Annotated in this window: 12 protein-coding genes; 10 read left to right on the top strand and 2 right to left on the bottom strand. The window is 52.6% G+C overall.

What is annotated here, in order from left to right; translation table 11 throughout:
* The first annotated feature begins 232 nt into the window (after positions 1–232).
* The 7 genes from HMPREF1508_RS07925 to HMPREF1508_RS07895 all read left to right on the top strand — a co-directional run bounded on the left by HMPREF1508_RS07925 (position 233) and on the right by HMPREF1508_RS07895 (position 10,508).
* Positions 233–2,371, top strand: a complete 2,139-nt coding sequence (locus tag HMPREF1508_RS07925) for a YhgE/Pip domain-containing protein (RefSeq protein ID WP_044961034.1) — start codon at positions 233–235, stop codon at positions 2,369–2,371.
* Positions 2,372–2,427: 56 nt separating this feature from the next.
* Positions 2,428–3,042, top strand: coding sequence for a hypothetical protein (locus HMPREF1508_RS09725; protein WP_049906942.1), 615 nt, complete (start codon positions 2,428–2,430; stop codon positions 3,040–3,042).
* Complete coding sequence (locus HMPREF1508_RS07915; protein ID WP_044961032.1) at positions 3,035–5,170, top strand: YhgE/Pip domain-containing protein; 2,136 nt, start codon at positions 3,035–3,037, stop codon at positions 5,168–5,170. Before HMPREF1508_RS09725 ends, HMPREF1508_RS07915 begins: the two co-directional genes overlap by 8 nt.
* 250 nt (positions 5,171–5,420) lie before the next feature.
* The gene (locus tag HMPREF1508_RS07910) at positions 5,421–5,930 is read left to right on the top strand and encodes a nitroreductase family protein (RefSeq protein ID WP_044961031.1); all 510 of its coding nucleotides are present in this window, start codon (positions 5,421–5,423) and stop codon (positions 5,928–5,930) included.
* A 151-nt stretch (positions 5,931–6,081) separates the two neighbouring features.
* Positions 6,082–6,768 (top strand): precorrin-2 C(20)-methyltransferase, encoded by a 687-nt coding sequence (locus HMPREF1508_RS07905; RefSeq protein WP_084640308.1) that lies wholly within the window; start codon positions 6,082–6,084, stop codon positions 6,766–6,768.
* 291 nt (positions 6,769–7,059) lie between these two features.
* A complete protein-coding gene (locus HMPREF1508_RS07900; protein ID WP_044961030.1) occupies positions 7,060–8,790 on the top strand; it encodes an ABC transporter ATP-binding protein in 1,731 nt (576 codons plus the stop codon).
* The gene (locus tag HMPREF1508_RS07895) at positions 8,787–10,508 is read left to right on the top strand and encodes an ABC transporter ATP-binding protein (protein WP_044961029.1); all 1,722 of its coding nucleotides are present in this window, start codon (positions 8,787–8,789) and stop codon (positions 10,506–10,508) included. Before HMPREF1508_RS07900 ends, HMPREF1508_RS07895 begins: the two co-directional genes overlap by 4 nt.
* Positions 10,509–10,657: 149 nt before the next feature.
* Here the strand turns inward: HMPREF1508_RS07895 and HMPREF1508_RS07890 are convergent, their stop codons facing one another.
* Positions 10,658–11,662 (bottom strand): aldo/keto reductase, encoded by a 1,005-nt coding sequence (locus HMPREF1508_RS07890; RefSeq protein ID WP_006905485.1) that lies wholly within the window; start codon positions 11,660–11,662, stop codon positions 10,658–10,660.
* Positions 11,663–11,777: 115 nt separating this feature from the next.
* A complete protein-coding gene (locus tag HMPREF1508_RS07885) occupies positions 11,778–13,154 on the bottom strand; it encodes an MATE family efflux transporter (protein ID WP_044961028.1) in 1,377 nt (458 codons plus the stop codon).
* Positions 13,155–13,511: 357 nt separating this feature from the next.
* Between HMPREF1508_RS07885 and rd the strand changes: the two genes are divergently transcribed.
* The 3 genes from rd (at position 13,512) to HMPREF1508_RS07875 (ending at position 16,579) form a co-directional block, all read left to right on the top strand.
* A complete protein-coding gene (gene rd / locus HMPREF1508_RS07880) occupies positions 13,512–13,673 on the top strand; it encodes a rubredoxin (RefSeq protein ID WP_006905483.1) in 162 nt (53 codons plus the stop codon).
* Positions 13,674–13,748: 75 nt separating this feature from the next.
* Positions 13,749–13,964 carry a hypothetical protein gene (locus tag HMPREF1508_RS10250; protein ID WP_156923209.1) on the top strand — a complete coding sequence of 72 codons (216 nt, stop codon included), beginning with the start codon at positions 13,749–13,751 and terminating at the stop codon, positions 13,962–13,964.
* A gap of 77 nt (positions 13,965–14,041) precedes the next feature.
* Complete coding sequence (locus HMPREF1508_RS07875; protein WP_156923208.1) at positions 14,042–16,579, top strand: thioester domain-containing protein; 2,538 nt, start codon at positions 14,042–14,044, stop codon at positions 16,577–16,579.
* Positions 16,580–16,599: the final 20 nt, after the last annotated feature.

The following is a 16,599-nucleotide window of genomic DNA, read 5'->3' as shown; positions in this document are numbered from 1 at the left end:
ATAAAACAGCAGAGCTCGACTCATAAATCTGCCTCACATGTAATTGCCGCCCTGCCCTATGCGCAATTGCTGTCCTTCCCCGGGTTCAGTCGCTGCCTTATCTCGTATACAATCCCTGTCCCCTGTATGATATGAGCCCAGATTCGGCAGATTTTTACCGCCTGAAGGTTCCAGGGTGTTAAAATGAAAAAATCAGTATTTTAATATGATTTCAAACATCGCAGGATGAGCTATGATTTTTAAAATATTCCGACATGACCTGAGGGAACTGAGAAGAAGCGTATTCACTCTTATCATCGCTCTTGGGGTTTGCGTCCTCGGCGGTCTCTATGCCTGGGCCAACATTTACTCCAACTGGGATCCCTATGGCAATACCAGAGGCATTAAGATTGCAGTGGTCTCATTGGACCGGGGGGATCAAGACAGCGCGGGACAAGAGCAGAATATGGGCGCGGAGATTGTCGACAAGCTCCGCCATAACGACAAGATCGACTGGGTTTTTCTGGGCTCGGAGAAAGAAGCCAGGGCAGGCGTGGAGTCAGGCGACTACTACGGGGCTCTGATTGTGGGGGAGGACTTCAGCGAGAAGATGACCCATATTTTCACGGAGGGGGTGGACAAGCCACAGCTGGTCTTCTATCAGAATCAGAAGAAAAATGCTGTGGCCAATAAGATCACGGATACGGTAGTGACAAGTATCCAGTCCCAGGTCAACGAGAAGTTTGTTGAGATGATGGTCCAGAAGGTCTTTACAGACACCAATCACTTCACGGAGGATCTTGAGAAGCAGGGAGGAATCGATGGACTGATTTCCCGCTTTGAGCAGATTCGGAGCAATATCGCCAGCTATCAGACCCAGCTGGATATGGCGATCGCCGGAAATGAGGCCGCCAACAGAGCCCTTGAGCAGGCGGAAAAGGCATCAGAGAACGTCAACGGGGCAGTGGGCCAGGCGCAGTCAGGCCTGGGTCAGGCCCAGGAGGCGGCGGGGCAGGCTCAGCTGACTCTGGAGGAATACAGCAGGCGCATGCGCGACCTGCAGGCAATGGCAGTGTCCAATGCAAGTGATTTGCAGAAGGGGCTTGAGGACTTAAGCGGCGGCAGTGATATGGACAGTATCCAGAAGGCCCTTCAGACTTACAGGGACAAATTAGATAAGCTGGATGGGCAGCTTCACGCCCTGTCGGCTGCCTTTCCGGCGGACCTGACTCCGAAGCTGCACCGATTCGTCGACCGGCTGGATAAAATCAAGGCGAATCTGCAGGAATTGGAGTCCAAGAATCAGGCCTCATGGGTCGGAAAGACAGATGCCCAGTTAAGCCAAAAGGAGAGGGAGGATAAGGCGGAGTTTTATCGGCAGCTGGACCAGTTCAGGCAGGAGAGTAAAAATCTGTCAGAAGAGCTGACAGGAAGTCTGCCGGCTGAGATCGAGTCTGCCCTTGATAAGACGGCCAGGACGATAGGGGATGCCAGGGTCAGCATGAATCAGATGTCCAGTCTCCTGGGAGGAATGGGAGACGTCTTCGGGGCTCTCTCGGGCACCGTCAACGCTGGAAATGTCAGCTTGATTCAGACTAGGCAGGCTCTAACCCTTCTGGACAATCGAATCTCCGCTGTCCTGGACGCCGTCAAGGGAGCGGGAGAGAATGACGCGGTAAAGGCGCTGATCAATACCCTTTCCGGCGATCCGCAGGCCTATGGACGCTTCTTCGCGGACCCGGTCGAGATCAAATCGACGGCGATCTATCCGGTAGAGAATTACGGATCGGCCGTGGCCCCCTTCTATTCTGTCCTGGCGATCTGGGTTATGGGTCTTTTGCTCGCGGCGGTCATGAAGACGCATCCGAATCCTCTGTACTATCCGGATGCCAGGGCGCATCAGCTCTATCTGGGCCGCTATTTGATCTTCGGGCTCCTGGAGCAGTTCTTTGTTGTTCTGCTGGTCCTGGGAGATCTCTTTGTGCTCAAAATACAGTGTCTTCACCCCTTCCTTTTCTGGGCGGTCTGTGCCGTCACCGGATTGACCTTCTCCCTGCTCATCTACTCCCTGGTGTATGCCTTCGGAGATGTGGGCAAGGCGGCGGCAGTGGTTATCGTCGTCCTTCAGATTGCCGGTTCCTCCGGGACCTATCCCATCGAGCTTCTGCCGACCTTCTTTCAGAATGCCTATATTTTCTTTCCCTTCCCCTACGCGATCGACGCCCTGCGGGAGTGTGTGGCCGGGCTCTACAGGGCGGACCTTCTTATCTATTTAGGAAAACTCTCTGTCTTTATTCTGGTGGCTCTGGCCATTGGAATCTGGATGCATAAGCCCACCGCCAGGCTCCTTCACTTTATGGAGGCGCGGATGGACGATACGGAGTTGATGTAAGGGACATATGATTTGAAGTGGTGCAGGGACATATCGTTTGAAGCGGAGAATGGATCATGAAGGACTACGAGAAATTCTATTATGAATATATCAGCGAGCTCAGGGACAAGCACGAGGCGAATGTCAGCAGGATCCGACTGGGCATCCGGATCAATCTGATCCTGCCGCTGGCCTTTTTGATCCTGAGCTTTACGATTGGAGGTTCCCGATTTATCTTTTTGATGCTCTGGATTGTCAGCCTTTTCGGGATCGCCGCCTATCTGATTTTCGTGGAATACACGGATTTTGAGCTCCAGCAGAAGCTGATTGATCTGGAGGACAGAGAGGACGGGGAGCCTGAGTCCCTGATCGAGGGGAAATACCTGGAGCCCCATTTGGAGTCTCTGCAGGAGAAGGTTGGATATATTGCGGAGGCCAAAAACAGAAAGATGGAGCAGCTCGTTGAAGTTAAAAATAAAGCGATCGGGCGAAAGGGGAAAAAGACCGCCGAGAGGGAGCAGGAGAAAGAGGTTTTGGTTACGGTGGATGAAGTGATCTCTTCCAGGGAAGATCAGAAGAATTCCTTGCGGGAAAAATCCGGAGCGGCGGAAGAAAAAGACGGCGGGGCGAAGGGACAGAAGAACGGGCAGACGAAAGAGAAGGCTCCGACAAAGGAGGAATCCCATGCGTAATGTGTTTAAGGTTTTTCGCAGGGACGCAAAGCGGATCTGGACCAACGTGGTTGCCCTGGTGGTAATCATGGGCCTGGCTGTGATTCCCTCCCTCTATGCCTGGTTTAATATCCTGTCAAACTGGGATCCTTACGGGTCTGCCTCGACCAGAAACTTAAAGGTTGCCGTGGCGACGGAGGATCAGGGGGCAGATCTGGACGGGGCAAGGCTCAACATTGGCGATATTGTGATCGACAAGCTAAAGAGCAACCAGTCCATCGGCTGGGTCTTTGTAGACAAGGCCGAGACGGCCAGGGAGGGAGTGACCAGCGGTCAGTACTACGCGGCTTTAGTCATTGACAGGGACTTCTCGACGAATATGCTCTCTTTCATCGGGGGTCAGCTCAATCACCCTCAGATATACTACTACGAGAATGAGAAGAAAAATGCCATCGCCCCTAAAATTACCGGAAAGGTCAAGACGACGGTGCAGGAGGAGGTCAACAAGGCTTTTGTCAGCTCTCTGGCTCAGGGTCTGCTCTCCGCCGGAAAGTATATCTCCAATACGGACGGGAAGACTCCTCTGACGGATGCGGCATTAGAACATCTCAAGCAGATGGATTCGGATATGACGACAAGTATCGGCGTCATCAACGCGTATATTTCTCTGGCGGATTCAGCAGATCAGGTAAAGAGGGCAAGTGAGGCGCTCTCTAAAGAGCTGCAGCGGATCAGCGGGGACTCTAGGAGCAAATTGAGCGTGGCAAAGGAGCGGGCTGAGAGTCAGCAATCTCAGCCGCCCGGCAGTTCTCAGGCAGGACAAAAGACGGCTGACTATATCGAGTCGCAGCTTGCCGGAGTCTCTGATTACCTTGGGATCCTGCAGAATCAACTCGCGGACGGCCAGGAGCTGGCGGAGCCCAAAATCAATCAGCTGGAGACGCTTTTAGACGGCCTGCACAGCCAGATCAACGGGGCTCTCTCAGCGGTTCATCTGCCTGCCCGACTTCAGGCCAGACTGGACACCTTCAACCAGCGATATCAGACCCTGAGGGATCGGCTGGAGGGCATGAAGGCGGCGGCAAGAAACGGCCAGTCCACCCTGACTTTGTCTAAACAGGCGGCGGATGACTGCGGGCAGCTGCTTTCATCCAGTCGGGAGATCCTTGAGGATTACCAGAGTCAGGTCAAGCCAAAGATCTCAGCCTCCATGGATTCGATCAGAAATTCCATGGCGGAGGCGGGCAGACTCTTAAGCGATGCCGGCGCGAATATTGACGCTGTGAATAAGATCCTCGCGTCTTATTCGGATTTATCCGGGGCGGCCAAAGGAGATCTGATTACAGCGAGAGATCATCTGTCCCAGATGCAGGGAAAGCTTCGCGACCTGATTAACCAGGTCTCTGAGCTGCGTTCTTCTGATCAGTACAGCATGCTGATCAAGCTGATTGAGTCTGATCCGGATCTGGTTGCGGATTTCATTTCTTCCCCGGTGGGACTGAAAAGTGAATCCGCCTATCCCATTGCAAATAATGGTTCGGCTATGGCGGCCTTCTATGTCATTCTGGCCATATGGGTCGGGGCCCTGATTCAGGTGGCGATTCTTCGCCCCCGCCAGAAGCATCCGGGGGAGATCCCAGGTGTTAAGCCAAGGCATGAGTTCTGGGGTCGCTATCTGATTTTCTTTCTCCTGGGGCAGGTACAGACCCTGATCATTGTCCTTGGAACCCTCTTTTACGTGAGGATTCAGGTTCAGTCCCGCCTTCTCTTCTGGCTGGCGGCGGCAGTAGCCAGTCTGGTATTTACCCTTCTTCTCTATGCTCTGACTTATGCTTTCGGGGCAGTCGGAGAGGCCGTCGGCGTTGTGATCATGGTCGTCCAGGTGGCAGGGAGCGGAGGAACCTTTCCCATTGAGGTTCTGCCGCGGATCTATAAGATTCTCTACCCCTTCATGCCCTTCCGCTATGGAATCAATGCCCTGCGGGAGTGCGTCGGAGGCTTCTATTCCAATGCCTATGTCATCGACCTGCTGCACCTGCTTGGTTTTGTGCCTCCGGCTCTTGTAATAGGTCTTGGGATCAGCAGGATCATTGGAGGTCTGACCCATAAGATCGAGGCGTCCAAGGCGGGATCCGACCTGTGGGCATAGGGGTAAAAAGTCAAAAGAGCGAGCTTGCCAGAGGCGGATTGCGGGGGCAAATCGCAGGAAGTGTCGGGCAGCAGGATTTGAGAACTGCCGGAAAGTTGGGCTTGTAAATTGTTAGAAATCGGATTTAAATGACTTTGCGGCAAGGAAAACGTAAGATAGACACAGGAGGTTCGCCTTTTGTACGCTCTGACAGGAGAGGACCTGTGAATGAAACCGCGTGAGTGTTTTTACAAATGATCAGGAGGATACTATGAATTTCTTAGAACTGGCAGAGAAGCGTTATTCCTGTAAGCAATATAGCGACAGGCCCGTCGAGGCGGATAAGCTGCAGGCTGTTCTTGAGGCCGGGCGGCTTGCGCCGACGGCCAAGAATCTGCAGGAGCAGCATGTATATGTGCTCCAGTCTGACGAGGCTCTGGAAAAATTTGATCAGCTGACACCCTGCCGTTATGGGGCGAAAACAGCCCTGATGGTCACCTACGATAAGAAAAATGTCTTCACCTATCCGGGAGAGAAGCGCGATTCGGGGGTCGAGGATGCCAGCATTATCGCGACGCATATGATCCTGGAGGCGACAGAGCAGGGACTGGACTCCTGCTGGATTAACTTCTTTGATCCCGATCGGGCAAAAGAGCTCTATGATCTTCCGGAGGAGGAGGTCCTGATGCTGATGGATCTGGGCTATGCCGCGGACGGGGCGGGGCCCCTGCCTAACCATAGCAGCCGCAAGGACTTAAGCGAGACCGTATCCTATCTGTAAAGCGAGCCGTATCTTGTCTGCGACCTGATCTTTTAGCGAAGGGATCCGAGCTCAGTGCAGGGATCCGAGCCTTGCACAGGGATCAGAACTCTATGCGGGGATCAGAGAGAGCAGAGAATGTGTTTCATTTTTTGAGCATTAAAGGAAGAACATGACTGATATAAGAGGAAAGCTGATCGGGGTGGGCGTGGGTCCCGGCGATCCGGAACTGATGACCCTAAAGGCAGTCCGCATGATTCAGGAGGCGGATCGCGTTATTCTCCCCCAGAGGGAGGCTAAGGAGGCGCGGGCCTACAAGATCGCACTGGGAGCGGTACCTGCCCTGGCCGACAAATGCCTGCTGGGCCTTGACTTTCCCATGACCCGGGATAAGGATCTGCGGGATCGGCAGATTCAGGCCAACTATGAGTCCCTGCGCTCCTATCTGAAAGCGGGAGAGAAGCTGGTTTTTTTGACCATTGGAGACCCCTGTATCTATTCCACCTTCTGTTACCTCAAGATTTATGCCGAGGAGGAGGGGTATCAAACGAGTCTGGTCAATGGGATTCCCTCTTTTGTGGCGGCTGCGGCCCGCTTAAATATTCCCCTCTGCCTGGATGATGAGGAGGTCCATCTGCTCAATGGAAAGAGTCATCTTGCAGAGGGACTGGCTCTGCCCGGCAGCAAGATTGTGATGAAGGCCGGGCCCTGTTCGGAGAAGCTGGCTGAGGCTGTCGACAAGCTGCCCGGCGCCAGGGTCTACGCGGTAAAAGACTGCGGACTTTCCGGCGAGGAGGTCTTCGAAGATATTCACGAGCTGCCCGGGGACTACATGCTGACGGTGATTGTCAAGGAATAAAGATAATCGCCATTCTCCAGTATTTTTTCATATTATTTTCCATATAAATCACATGTGATTCCCATATGAATCTCTTTTTTGAGCCAATACGCCGAACAGACGTATGATTACGGCAATCAGTCGTTTATTCGCATCGAACACTTGCGCAAACTTTGTTTTGCAAGTAAAATATAGATCAAAGTTAGTCAATACTAACATTTTGGTGGTATCGATAAAGACTGAGCTGATTTCCAGTTGATCAGAGGGGAGGATTGTGTCTGCCTTCGGTCTGCCGGAGAGAAAGGGATTCGTATGATTTACAAAAAACTAAAGACGTATGCGCCGGAGAGGATGGGCTTTGTCTATGTCGGCATACTGATGGCACTGCTTGCCGCGGGACTCTCTGTTGCCAGCTATTATTATCTCTATCGCTTTCTGCGAAAAGTAATTGTTGATGTCGATATGACCGGAGCGGTTCCCCTGGCCATGGATGTCGTGATTTTTTTAATTGCGAATGCCCTGGTCTATTTTCTGGCCCTTTGGTCTACGCATATACTGGCCTTTCGACTGGAGACAAATCTGAAGAAGCAGGGACTTCGGCATCTGATGAACGCTTCCTTCAGCTTTTATGACAAGAATGAATCCGGGCGTGTCCGCAAGATTATGGATGACAACACGGCGCTGACACACTCCAGTGTGGCGCATCTGATCCCGGATTTGACCACCGCTGTGTTCGCTCCCCTGCTCGGAATTGCCCTGGCCTTTTATGTGGACTGGCGGATGGGATTGCTATTTACCGCCAGCTTTCTGTCGGGGATACTCTTCATCCGTAAGATGATGGGAGACCAGAACTTCATGAATCAGTATATGGCGGCGTCCGATAAGATGAATTCCGGCGCTGTGGAGTATGTGCGGGGGATTCATGTACTGAAGATCTTTAAGACCAGTCTGCAGTCGCTGAAGGAATTCTATCGATCTGTGACAGAGTACGCGGACCTGGCTCTGAAGTACAGTATGAGCTGCCGGAGCTGGTATGTCTTCTTTCAGGTCTTCTATAACGCGGTCTTTCTTGTCGCGCTGTTCTTTGGCTATGGGAGCGGGGATGATCCGAGGGTCCAGCTCTGCAAGTTTTTATTTTATGCCTTGTTCAATGGCATCCTCTATATGGCCCTGAATAAGGTGATGTATGTGGGCATGTATACCTATCAGGCCAGTGCCTGTATTGAAAAAATTGAAAAGCTTTTTTCCGAGATGGATGAGAAAAAGCTTTCGACCGGTCAGCGCGAGACGATGGAGGGAAGCTCGATAGAGTTTCAGAATGTGACCTTTGGCTATGAGGATCAGAAGGTGATAAAGCATTTTTCCCTCAAGCTGGAGGAGGGCAAGACTTATGCGCTGGTAGGCGCTTCAGGCTCCGGGAAATCAACGCTGGTAAAGCTCATTTCTGGTTTCTATCAGCTGGATGACGGCCATATCTTAATCGACGGGCATGATCTCAGCGAATACACGGAGGGCGCCCTAGCGCAAAACATCGCAAACGTCTTTCAGGACGTGAAGCTGTTCAAGAAGAGCATTTATGAAAATGTGCGGATGGGGCGGCCTGACAGCAGCCGACAGGAGGTGATGGAGGCCCTCCACCTGGCCCAGTGCGATGAGATCTTAAACAAGCTGGAAAAGGGTGAGGATACCCTGATCGGCGCAAAGGGGGTCCATCTGTCCGGCGGAGAGGTGCAGCGCATTGCCATCGCCCGGGCGATTTTAAAGGATGCAAAGATCATCATTCTGGATGAAGCCTCCGCCGCGGCGGATCCGGAAAATGAGTATGAGCTGCAGCTGGCCTTTGCAAATCTCATGAAGAAAAAGACGGTTATCATGATCGCGCACAGACTCAGCTCTATCACAGGTGTGGACGAGATCCTTGTCATTGACGATGGGAAGCTGGTGGAGAGAGGAAGCCATAGTGAGTTGATGGCACATAACTCCGTCTATCAAAAGCTGCAGGAAGACTTTATGCAGGCGAATGAATGGAGGGTGCGCGAATGAAGACGATATTGAAACGAAATTTTGGCTTGACAGACAGTGGTATCCGCATGGTGCGCCGCGCTGCCCTGGCTTCCTTCTTTGTAAACGTGGGCTATATGGCGCTGATGCTGATCGCCATGTACTATGGGGACAATGTGCTCAAGGGCGTTATCAGGCCTGCCTGGTACTATCTGGCTATCATCGCGGTCACGCTGGCAGTGCTGTACATCCTCATTGACCGCGAATATGTGCTGACCTTTAACGGAACCTATCAGGAGGCCACCAACCTGCGGTTAGAGATTGCGGATCAGATCAAAAAGCTGCCTCTGTCCTATTTCTCAAGGCATGATCTGAGCGATCTGGCTCAGACGATCATGCAGGATGTGACGGATCTGGAACACGCTATGAGTCACTCCATTCCGCGCTGCATCGCCTATGTTTTTTTCCTGACCGTAATGGCAGTGCTCCTTTTGGTATCCAATCCGCTCCTGGGCCTGGCCGCTTTGATTCCGCTTGTAGTGGGACTCGTGCTCATGCTCTTGTCACAAAGGGCACAGAAGCGATGGACAGAGAAATACTTCTGGAAAATGCGCGAGACAACAGAGGCATTCCAGGAGGCGATCGAGCTGCAGCGGGAAATCAAGAGCTGTCGCTATGAGGACAAAAATTACCAGGAGGTATCAGCTTCTTTAGACGCCGCCGAGCGGCTGCGGGTGCGGACAGAGCTTATGCAGTCCATGCCCATCCTCCTGTCCACAGCTGTCATGAAGCTGAGCATCGGATTTGTCGCGGCAGTCTCCGCGGCGCTCCTGCGGATCAACGCTGTCCAGATGATTTATGTGATCGGCTTTTTACTGGTTTCCATGCGTCTGACGGACGCGGTAGGAGTCATGGAGGACTTTTTCGCCGAGTTCTTTTATCTGGACGCCAGAATCAAGCGGATAGGAGAACTCAGAAACACGCCGACGCAGCAGGGGAAAAACCTGGAGCTGGAGCATTTTGACATTGAACTAAAAGACGTGCGCTTTGCCTATAACGATGAAACAAAGGTGATCAATGGCGTGAGCTTTGTGGCAAAGCAGGATCAGGTTACGGCGATTGTGGGGCCGTCCGGATGCGGCAAGTCAACGATTTTGCGCTTGATCTCACGGCTCTACGATTATGACGGCGGAAGTATCAGGATCGACGGCCATGACATTCAGGAGATATCCACAGACGCGCTCTTTGATAAGGTCTCCTTCGTCTTTCAGGATGTGATCCTCTTCAACAGCTCTGTACTGGACAATATCCGTATGGGCCGTTTGGACGCGACGGATGAGGAGGTGCGGCAGGCGGCCAGGCTCGCGAACTGCGAGGACTTTATCCTCAGGCTGCCCGAAGGATATGACACCCTCATCGGGGAAAACGGCAGTAAGCTCTCAGGCGGAGAGCGACAGAGGATCTCGATTGCCCGCGCGCTCTTGAAAAACGCGCCGATACTGCTGCTGGATGAGATCAGCGCAAGTCTGGATGTGGAAAACGAGCGGAAGATCCAGGAGGCTTTAAACCGGCTGATTACCGATAAGACCGTCATCATCGTGTCTCATCGGCTCAAATCCATCGAAAAGGCGGATCAGATCGTGGTGATGGACGCCGGAAGGGTGGAGGCGGCGGGTACGCACGACGAGCTTATGAAGAAGTCGCCGCTCTACCAGAGGCTGATTGAAAAATCCAGTCTGACAGAGAAATTTACATACTGAACAGAGAAATTTACATACGAAGGAGAATGCGGAGAAGGGGATCTTTGCGGGCAGCCTGGCAGCGCGCGCAAAGATCCCCAAAAGGTTTTTCGGATGTGGATAAAAAAGGACGAAGAGGCCTGTCAGATTCCTGTGGGTTTATAACATCTCTAGATTCCTGCGGCAATTTCGTCGATTTCGGTCAGCTCCGCGGGGGAGAAGTCCAGGCGCGCGAGAGCATCTACATTCTCTTTGATCTGCGCGGGACTGGAGGCTCCGATGATGACAGAGGAGACCTGGGGAAGACGCAGGTCCCAGGCAAGAGCCATCTGAGCCAGAGACTGCCCGCGGTCCCTGGCGATCTCCTGCAGGCGACGGGCAGCAGACAGCTTATTCTCAGTCAGATCCTCTCTCTTGAGATAGCGGCCATCGTGGGCGATCCGGCTGTCGGAAGGGATGCCGTCTAAATAGCGGTCGGACAGCAGGCCCTGGGCCAGAGGAGAGAAGGCGATGATGCCAATGCCGTCCTCGTCGGCCTGTCCGGGCAAATCCATGCGCTCAATCTTGCGGTCGAAGATGGAGTAGCGGGACTGGTTGACAATCAGGGGCAGATGGATCTTCCTGGCGTATCTGACAGCTGCTCTTGTCTGCTCCGCATTGTAGTTGGAAATACCGGCGTAAATTGCCTTGCCCGCGTCCACAATTGACTTGAGGGCGTCCAGGGTCTCCGCCAGGGGGGTGTTGGGATCGGGACGATGGTGATAGAAAATGTCCACATAATCGAGCCCCAGACGGTTCAGGGACTGGTCGGCACTGGCGATCAGATACTTGCGGCTGCCCCAGTTGCCGTAAGGGCCGGGCCACATATCATATCCGGCCTTGGAGCTGATGACGAGCTCATCCCGATAGGGCTTGAAATCCTCTGCCAGGAACTTGCCGGCATTTTTCTCGGCGCGTCCGTATTGGGGGCCATAGTTGTTGGCCAGATCAAATTGGCTGATTCCTAGATCAAAGGCAGTTCGCATCATGGCCCGCATGTTATCGGGGTTGTCGTTCTCCCCGAAGTTATGCCAGAAGCCAAGGGAGATGGCGGGAAAGAGAAGACCGCTTGCGCCGACCCTGCGGTATAGCATCTTTTCATAGCGGTTATCCGCTGCCTGATAGGTGTGTGACATATGTTTCCTCCTGTCTTTTTCTGCTTTGACCCTTCTATTATAGAGCAGATGAAGGACTCTGGTATGCGGCCGGGTCTTCTGATTTTATTTCGATCTAGCCCATGACTTCTGTCTGTCATTTGGATCTGCCCTCCAGCCGATGCAGAATCCCGGGCTGCTGCAGCAGATAGTAGATGGTTATAGAGGCGGAGATAATGGCCCAGGAGATGGGCATACAGGAAAAGAGCTGTCTGACGCTGCCTCCGGGGACGATGACAAGGAGCCAGATCGCGCGAAAGCCGCAGATACCGAGCAGATTGATCAGGGTGGTGATCAGCACCTTATTTTCCGCCCGCAGAATGGATCCGAGGACTTCAGAGAAGGCATAGATGGCATAGAAGGGGGCGATGCAGCGGCAAATGTCCTCCGCCAGGTGAATCACCTCTGCGTCTCTGGTAAAGAGGAGCATGAGAGAGGGAGTAAAGATCAATAGAAGACCGGTGAGAACCAGGGCAAAGGCCAGTTCGATGAGGAGAACATTTCTGCTCGCCTTTTTGATTCGATCCGGCTTTGCCGCTCCGAAATTCTGTCCGATAAAAGTAGTGATGGAGGCAGAAAAGGACGCGTCGATCATCCACCAGATGGCATCCAGACGGGCATAAGCTGTCCAGGCCGCCATGGCATTTACTCCCTTCTGGTTGAGAGAGGCCTGCAGAATCATGTTGGAAATGGTGAACATGCTGCCGGCAATGGCCGTGGGAAGACCGATGCGGAGGATTCTGGCCAGAGTTTGCGGATTCAGATGAAGTCGCCTGAGAGAAAGCCTGAGTCCTGGTGTTTTTCGGATCAGAAGCCAGCTGACCAGAAGGGCGGAAATGCCCTGTGAGATATCAGTCGCGATGCCGACGCCCAAAACGCCCATGTGCAGGAAGGCGACAAAGAAGAGGTCAAGGATAATATTGATGGCAGTGGCGGCGATCAGAATATAGAGGGGGCGGCGGGAGTCGCCGATGGCCCGCAGGATTCCGGCGCCCATATTGTAGGTCAGGGTAAAGATCAGTCCGACCATGAGGGTTCGGACATAGAGAGAAGAGGCCTCCATCAGATTCTCCGGCGTCTGTAAAAGACGCAGGAAGGGATCGGTTAAAAAGAGCATAATGATACCCAGAAAAAGACCCGCTAATATGGAAAAAGCATAGGCGGTGTGCAGGGCATCGTCTACTTTATCTGTCTCTGCGGCTCCAAAATGCTGGGAGATGACAACAGTAGCTCCGGTTGCCAGATTTATGAAGAAGGTGAACAGAAAGAGGGTGATCATGCCGGAGGAACCGCCGACAGCGGCCAGAGCCTCTGTCCCGGCGAATTGTCCGACCACGGACGCGTCGACGGTGTTATAGAGCTGCTGAAAGAAAGCACCGATGACAAGGGGGAGAAAGAAGGTCAGAATCTGGCGGTTGATGGGACCCTGGGTCAGGTTTTTCTGGATAGATTTTGTTGGCTTTTGATGGGTCATAGTCTTCACTTTATTTCTTCTGTCAAATCTTCTGCGGCTATAGAGAACCAGGCCCCGCACTGAGGTCTTGCGGTGGAGAGTAATCTTAATTGTAATTGGGACAGGGGGATTTCTCAAGCGAACCGGCAGCTGAATGATGGGAAGTGCGGGACTGCTGCATGTCAGCAGCTGAATTATGGGGGGTGAGACTGCAGCTTGTCAGTAAGTGTCTGTTAGCTGCCTCTCAGCAGGGAAGAGAGCAATAAAAATTGCTTGCAATTAAAAAGGAGATCAAATATAATGCTTTCCAGTAACAATTCCTAGTTACAGTAGATTTATGGGAAGTTCACCTTGCGTGTGGACAGAAAGGAATGCGATATGGATAAGTATTTATGTGAGCCCTGTGGTTATATCTATGATCCCGAGGTCGGTGATCCCGATGGCGGCATTGCTCCGGGAACCGCCTTTGAAGATATCCCCGATGACTGGGTTTGCCCTGTTTGCGGCGCGTCAAAGGATGCTTTTGTTGTAGCTGATTAATCGGACATTTGATGGATGCGGATGAAGTGGGATAGAAATCCCATCGAATCTGAAGGTCTCAGGGGCTGTGAAGAAATGAGAGAGTCATTTCTTCACGGCCCTTTATCTGTGGTTTTAAAGATTTGCGGAAGTGGATTCCATTTTTTATTGTACCTTTGCACCTGGACGGAAGCTGGAAGAGTTGATCGTTTTGAGAGCAGAAAACAGCGTTTGCAGGGAATCCTGCAAAATATCAAAAAGAGAGAAAAAGAGCTCTTTTCTTTGTTGAGCCTGTCTCTTGTACAGGGATGATACAAGGGCTATTCTTGCCTTACCTCTCGTGACAGATTGTGATTGATCGGATCTGCCGATCCACAATGGGAGGAAGTATGAAGAATAGCATTTGTAGAAGGAGACGGACGAGAGTGGTCTGTCTGGTTTTGTTGCTGGCGGTATTGGGGACGATTCTGCCTCTTCCGCTGCGAGGAGCGGGAAGGCGGTTTGGGCGGGTATTTGCCGCGGAAGATCTGGCGGTGCTCAAGTCCTATGCCAAAGAGGTCAGCTATGAGCAGGCCGGCCTGGGGAAAGGCAACTGGACGAATGACTTTGTCCTGCAAAGAGGGGGGAGCGATTATCACGGATTTTGTGTCAATCCGAATAAGTCCACGCCGGGAATCGGCACAAGCTTTCGGGTCAGTGAGCAAAGAGATGAGCAGGTGAGGAAAGTACTCTATTACGGTTATGGCAGTCGGACCAATGCCATGGGAGAGCTGGGTCTGTCCTCTGAGGAACAGCTGGTCATCTCCCATGTGACTTTGGCCAGGGCTATGGGCGATCCCCACTGGTCAGTCGACCTCAATGCCAGGGGGAAGGAACAGGCAGAACGTTACTGGAAGCTGGTAAAATCCAGGCCGGCGCCAAAAGAGAATCTGCTGAGGGCCTTTCTTTGCCACAATAAAGAGGCAGAGGGACAGGATCTGCTCTATTTCTGGCAGGCGCCGAAAGAGGAGGAAGTGCCCAGGACCTCTTTTGTCATTCGAAAAAGGTCAGCGGCGGATCCGCTGACAGAGAAGAACCGCTGCTATTCTCTGGCAGGGGTCTGCTACGGGCTCTATGATGATGCTGCCTGCAGGAAGCAATTGCAGGAGATTTGTCTGACAAGGGAGGGGGAATCCCAGCGATATGAGGGGACCTTTCAGAATCTGACGCCCGGAAAGCAGTATTTTGTTCGCGAGAGCAGAGGGCCTGCCAATGGATCTTATCGCACAGATGAGAGGGTATACTCCTTTACGGCCAAGGCCGGAGGGAATGTCCATGAAATCGGCTCTATGGAATTGAAGGACGAGCCTGTCTATGATGTGCCGGATATCCTCTGGCACAAGAAGGACGCTCAACTCAGCGAAAAGGGACAGGGGGACGGCAGTCTTTTCGGAGCAGAGTATTCGATTCGCTTTTACCCGGAGGATCTGCCATCGGCAGAGGCGGCTAAGGATAAGAAGGCCACTTACCTCTGGCTGATGAGAACAGATGAAAAGGGAGAGATTCACTTTCAGGATCCCCGCTGCTATGTGTCCGGCGATCCCCTGCTGGAATACCAGGGGAAGAAGGTCCTGCCTTTAGGCTCCTATCTGATTCAGGAGAAGAAAGCTCCGCGTGATGCCAAAGGAAGAGCGATCTATGCCCTTGATCCCAAGCTATATTTACTCAAGACGGTCTGTGGGAGCGACCATCAGGTGAAAACGGTTCATCCGCTGATCGACGGCCAGCGGGAGCAGATTCTGCGCGGCGGAATTCTTCTGGAGAAGAGGGAGACCTCTTATCCGGACGGAAGAGACTATACGGCGGCGATGAGCCTGGAGGGGATTCGTTTCTCCATCTATAATCGCTCAGCGAAAACGGTAGCGGTGGATCTCAACCGAGATGGAATTTACAGTGAGGATGAGCGTTTTGCTCCGGGGGCAAAGATCCGGGAAATGATCTGCAAAAAATACAGCCAGGAGGAGGCAATGCGCCTCTACGGTCTTAAGAGCGAGGCGAAGGAAGTCTATCTGGCTACAACAGATGATGATGGCGACGGATATGACAGGAGCCTGCCCTATGGCAAATATGGGATTGTCGAGGAGACAATGGAGACAGGCGGCGAGTTCAGACTGGTTAATCAGGACTACTGTCTTGGTGAGAGACAGGAGAAGACAGTTGAAATCAGCAGGGATCTGCAGGGGGGAAAACTCTGCCAGACCGATATTGACGGGAAAAAGCTGACCTTTGCCGAGAATAATCGACCCATTCGCTCCGATCTCCTTCTTCGTAAGATCAAGGAAGACAGTAAGGAGAAAATCCAGGTTCCCTTCCTTTTGATCCGGGAGGAGACGGGAGAGAAACATATTGTTATGACAGGGGCAGACGGAAGCTTTGACAGCAGGGCCGGCCATATCGCGCACAGCCACAAGACCAATGCCAACGATCGCTTCCTTGATCGGATTCAGCTGGACCAGGGATCAAAAGAGACAAAGAGCGGAGAATGGCAGATCAAGCAGGACAAGCCGCTGACTGTTTCTGAGATGACAGAGGATGCCGGAACCTGGTTTGGCCTGGGAAGATATGGCAATATGGCCCGGATTGACGATCAGCTGGGAGCCCTTCCAAAGGGACATTATCGTCTGATGGAATTATCCTGCGACAAGAACCGGGGATATGAGCTGGTGAACCTGCGCTTTGCGATCGGGCAGGATCCAAACAGGCCGGGAGAAATCGCGGATTTAGGAACGGTGTCTGATTGTCCGATCAAGCCTGAGATCCCGTGGACGGAGGGGAGGGTTTACGCGCCCAGACTGGGAGACCTGGGGCAGCTATGGATTTTCCTTATCTGCGGAACATTTGCTCTGGGAAGCATGGCAGTCCTTCTGGCAATTCGCGGCAGGAAATAAATTCTATCGAAATTCCATCG

It is taken from the genome of Shuttleworthella sp. MSX8B (genome assembly GCF_000524295.1).
Lineage (GTDB): Bacteria > Bacillota > Clostridia > Lachnospirales > Lachnospiraceae > Shuttleworthia > Shuttleworthia satelles.
The sequence above is the reverse complement of the archived record's forward strand: the minus strand, read 5'-3'. Positions and strand labels throughout refer to the sequence as shown.

Excerpts from the sequence above, each read along its gene's own strand:
- HMPREF1508_RS09725 (WP_049906942.1), top strand. The coding sequence starts at position 2,428 with ATGAAGGACTACGAGAAATTCTATTATGAATATATCAGCGAGCTCAGG.
- HMPREF1508_RS07910 (WP_044961031.1), top strand. The coding sequence starts at position 5,421 with ATGAATTTCTTAGAACTGGCAGAGAAGCGTTATTCCTGTAAGCAATAT.
- HMPREF1508_RS07895 (WP_044961029.1), top strand. The coding sequence starts at position 8,787 with ATGAAGACGATATTGAAACGAAATTTTGGCTTGACAGACAGTGGTATC.
- HMPREF1508_RS07885 (WP_044961028.1), bottom strand. The coding sequence starts at position 13,154 with ATGACCCATCAAAAGCCAACAAAATCTATCCAGAAAAACCTGACCCAG.
- rd (WP_006905483.1), top strand. The coding sequence starts at position 13,512 with ATGGATAAGTATTTATGTGAGCCCTGTGGTTATATCTATGATCCCGAG.
- HMPREF1508_RS07905 (WP_084640308.1), top strand. The coding sequence starts at position 6,082 with ATGACTGATATAAGAGGAAAGCTGATCGGGGTGGGCGTGGGTCCCGGC.
- HMPREF1508_RS07890 (WP_006905485.1), bottom strand. The coding sequence starts at position 11,662 with ATGTCACACACCTATCAGGCAGCGGATAACCGCTATGAAAAGATGCTA.
- HMPREF1508_RS10250 (WP_156923209.1), top strand. The coding sequence starts at position 13,749 with ATGAGAGAGTCATTTCTTCACGGCCCTTTATCTGTGGTTTTAAAGATT.
- HMPREF1508_RS07875 (WP_156923208.1), top strand. The coding sequence starts at position 14,042 with ATGAAGAATAGCATTTGTAGAAGGAGACGGACGAGAGTGGTCTGTCTG.
- HMPREF1508_RS07925 (WP_044961034.1), top strand. The coding sequence starts at position 233 with ATGATTTTTAAAATATTCCGACATGACCTGAGGGAACTGAGAAGAAGC.
- HMPREF1508_RS07900 (WP_044961030.1), top strand. The coding sequence starts at position 7,060 with ATGATTTACAAAAAACTAAAGACGTATGCGCCGGAGAGGATGGGCTTT.
- HMPREF1508_RS07915 (WP_044961032.1), top strand. The coding sequence starts at position 3,035 with ATGCGTAATGTGTTTAAGGTTTTTCGCAGGGACGCAAAGCGGATCTGG.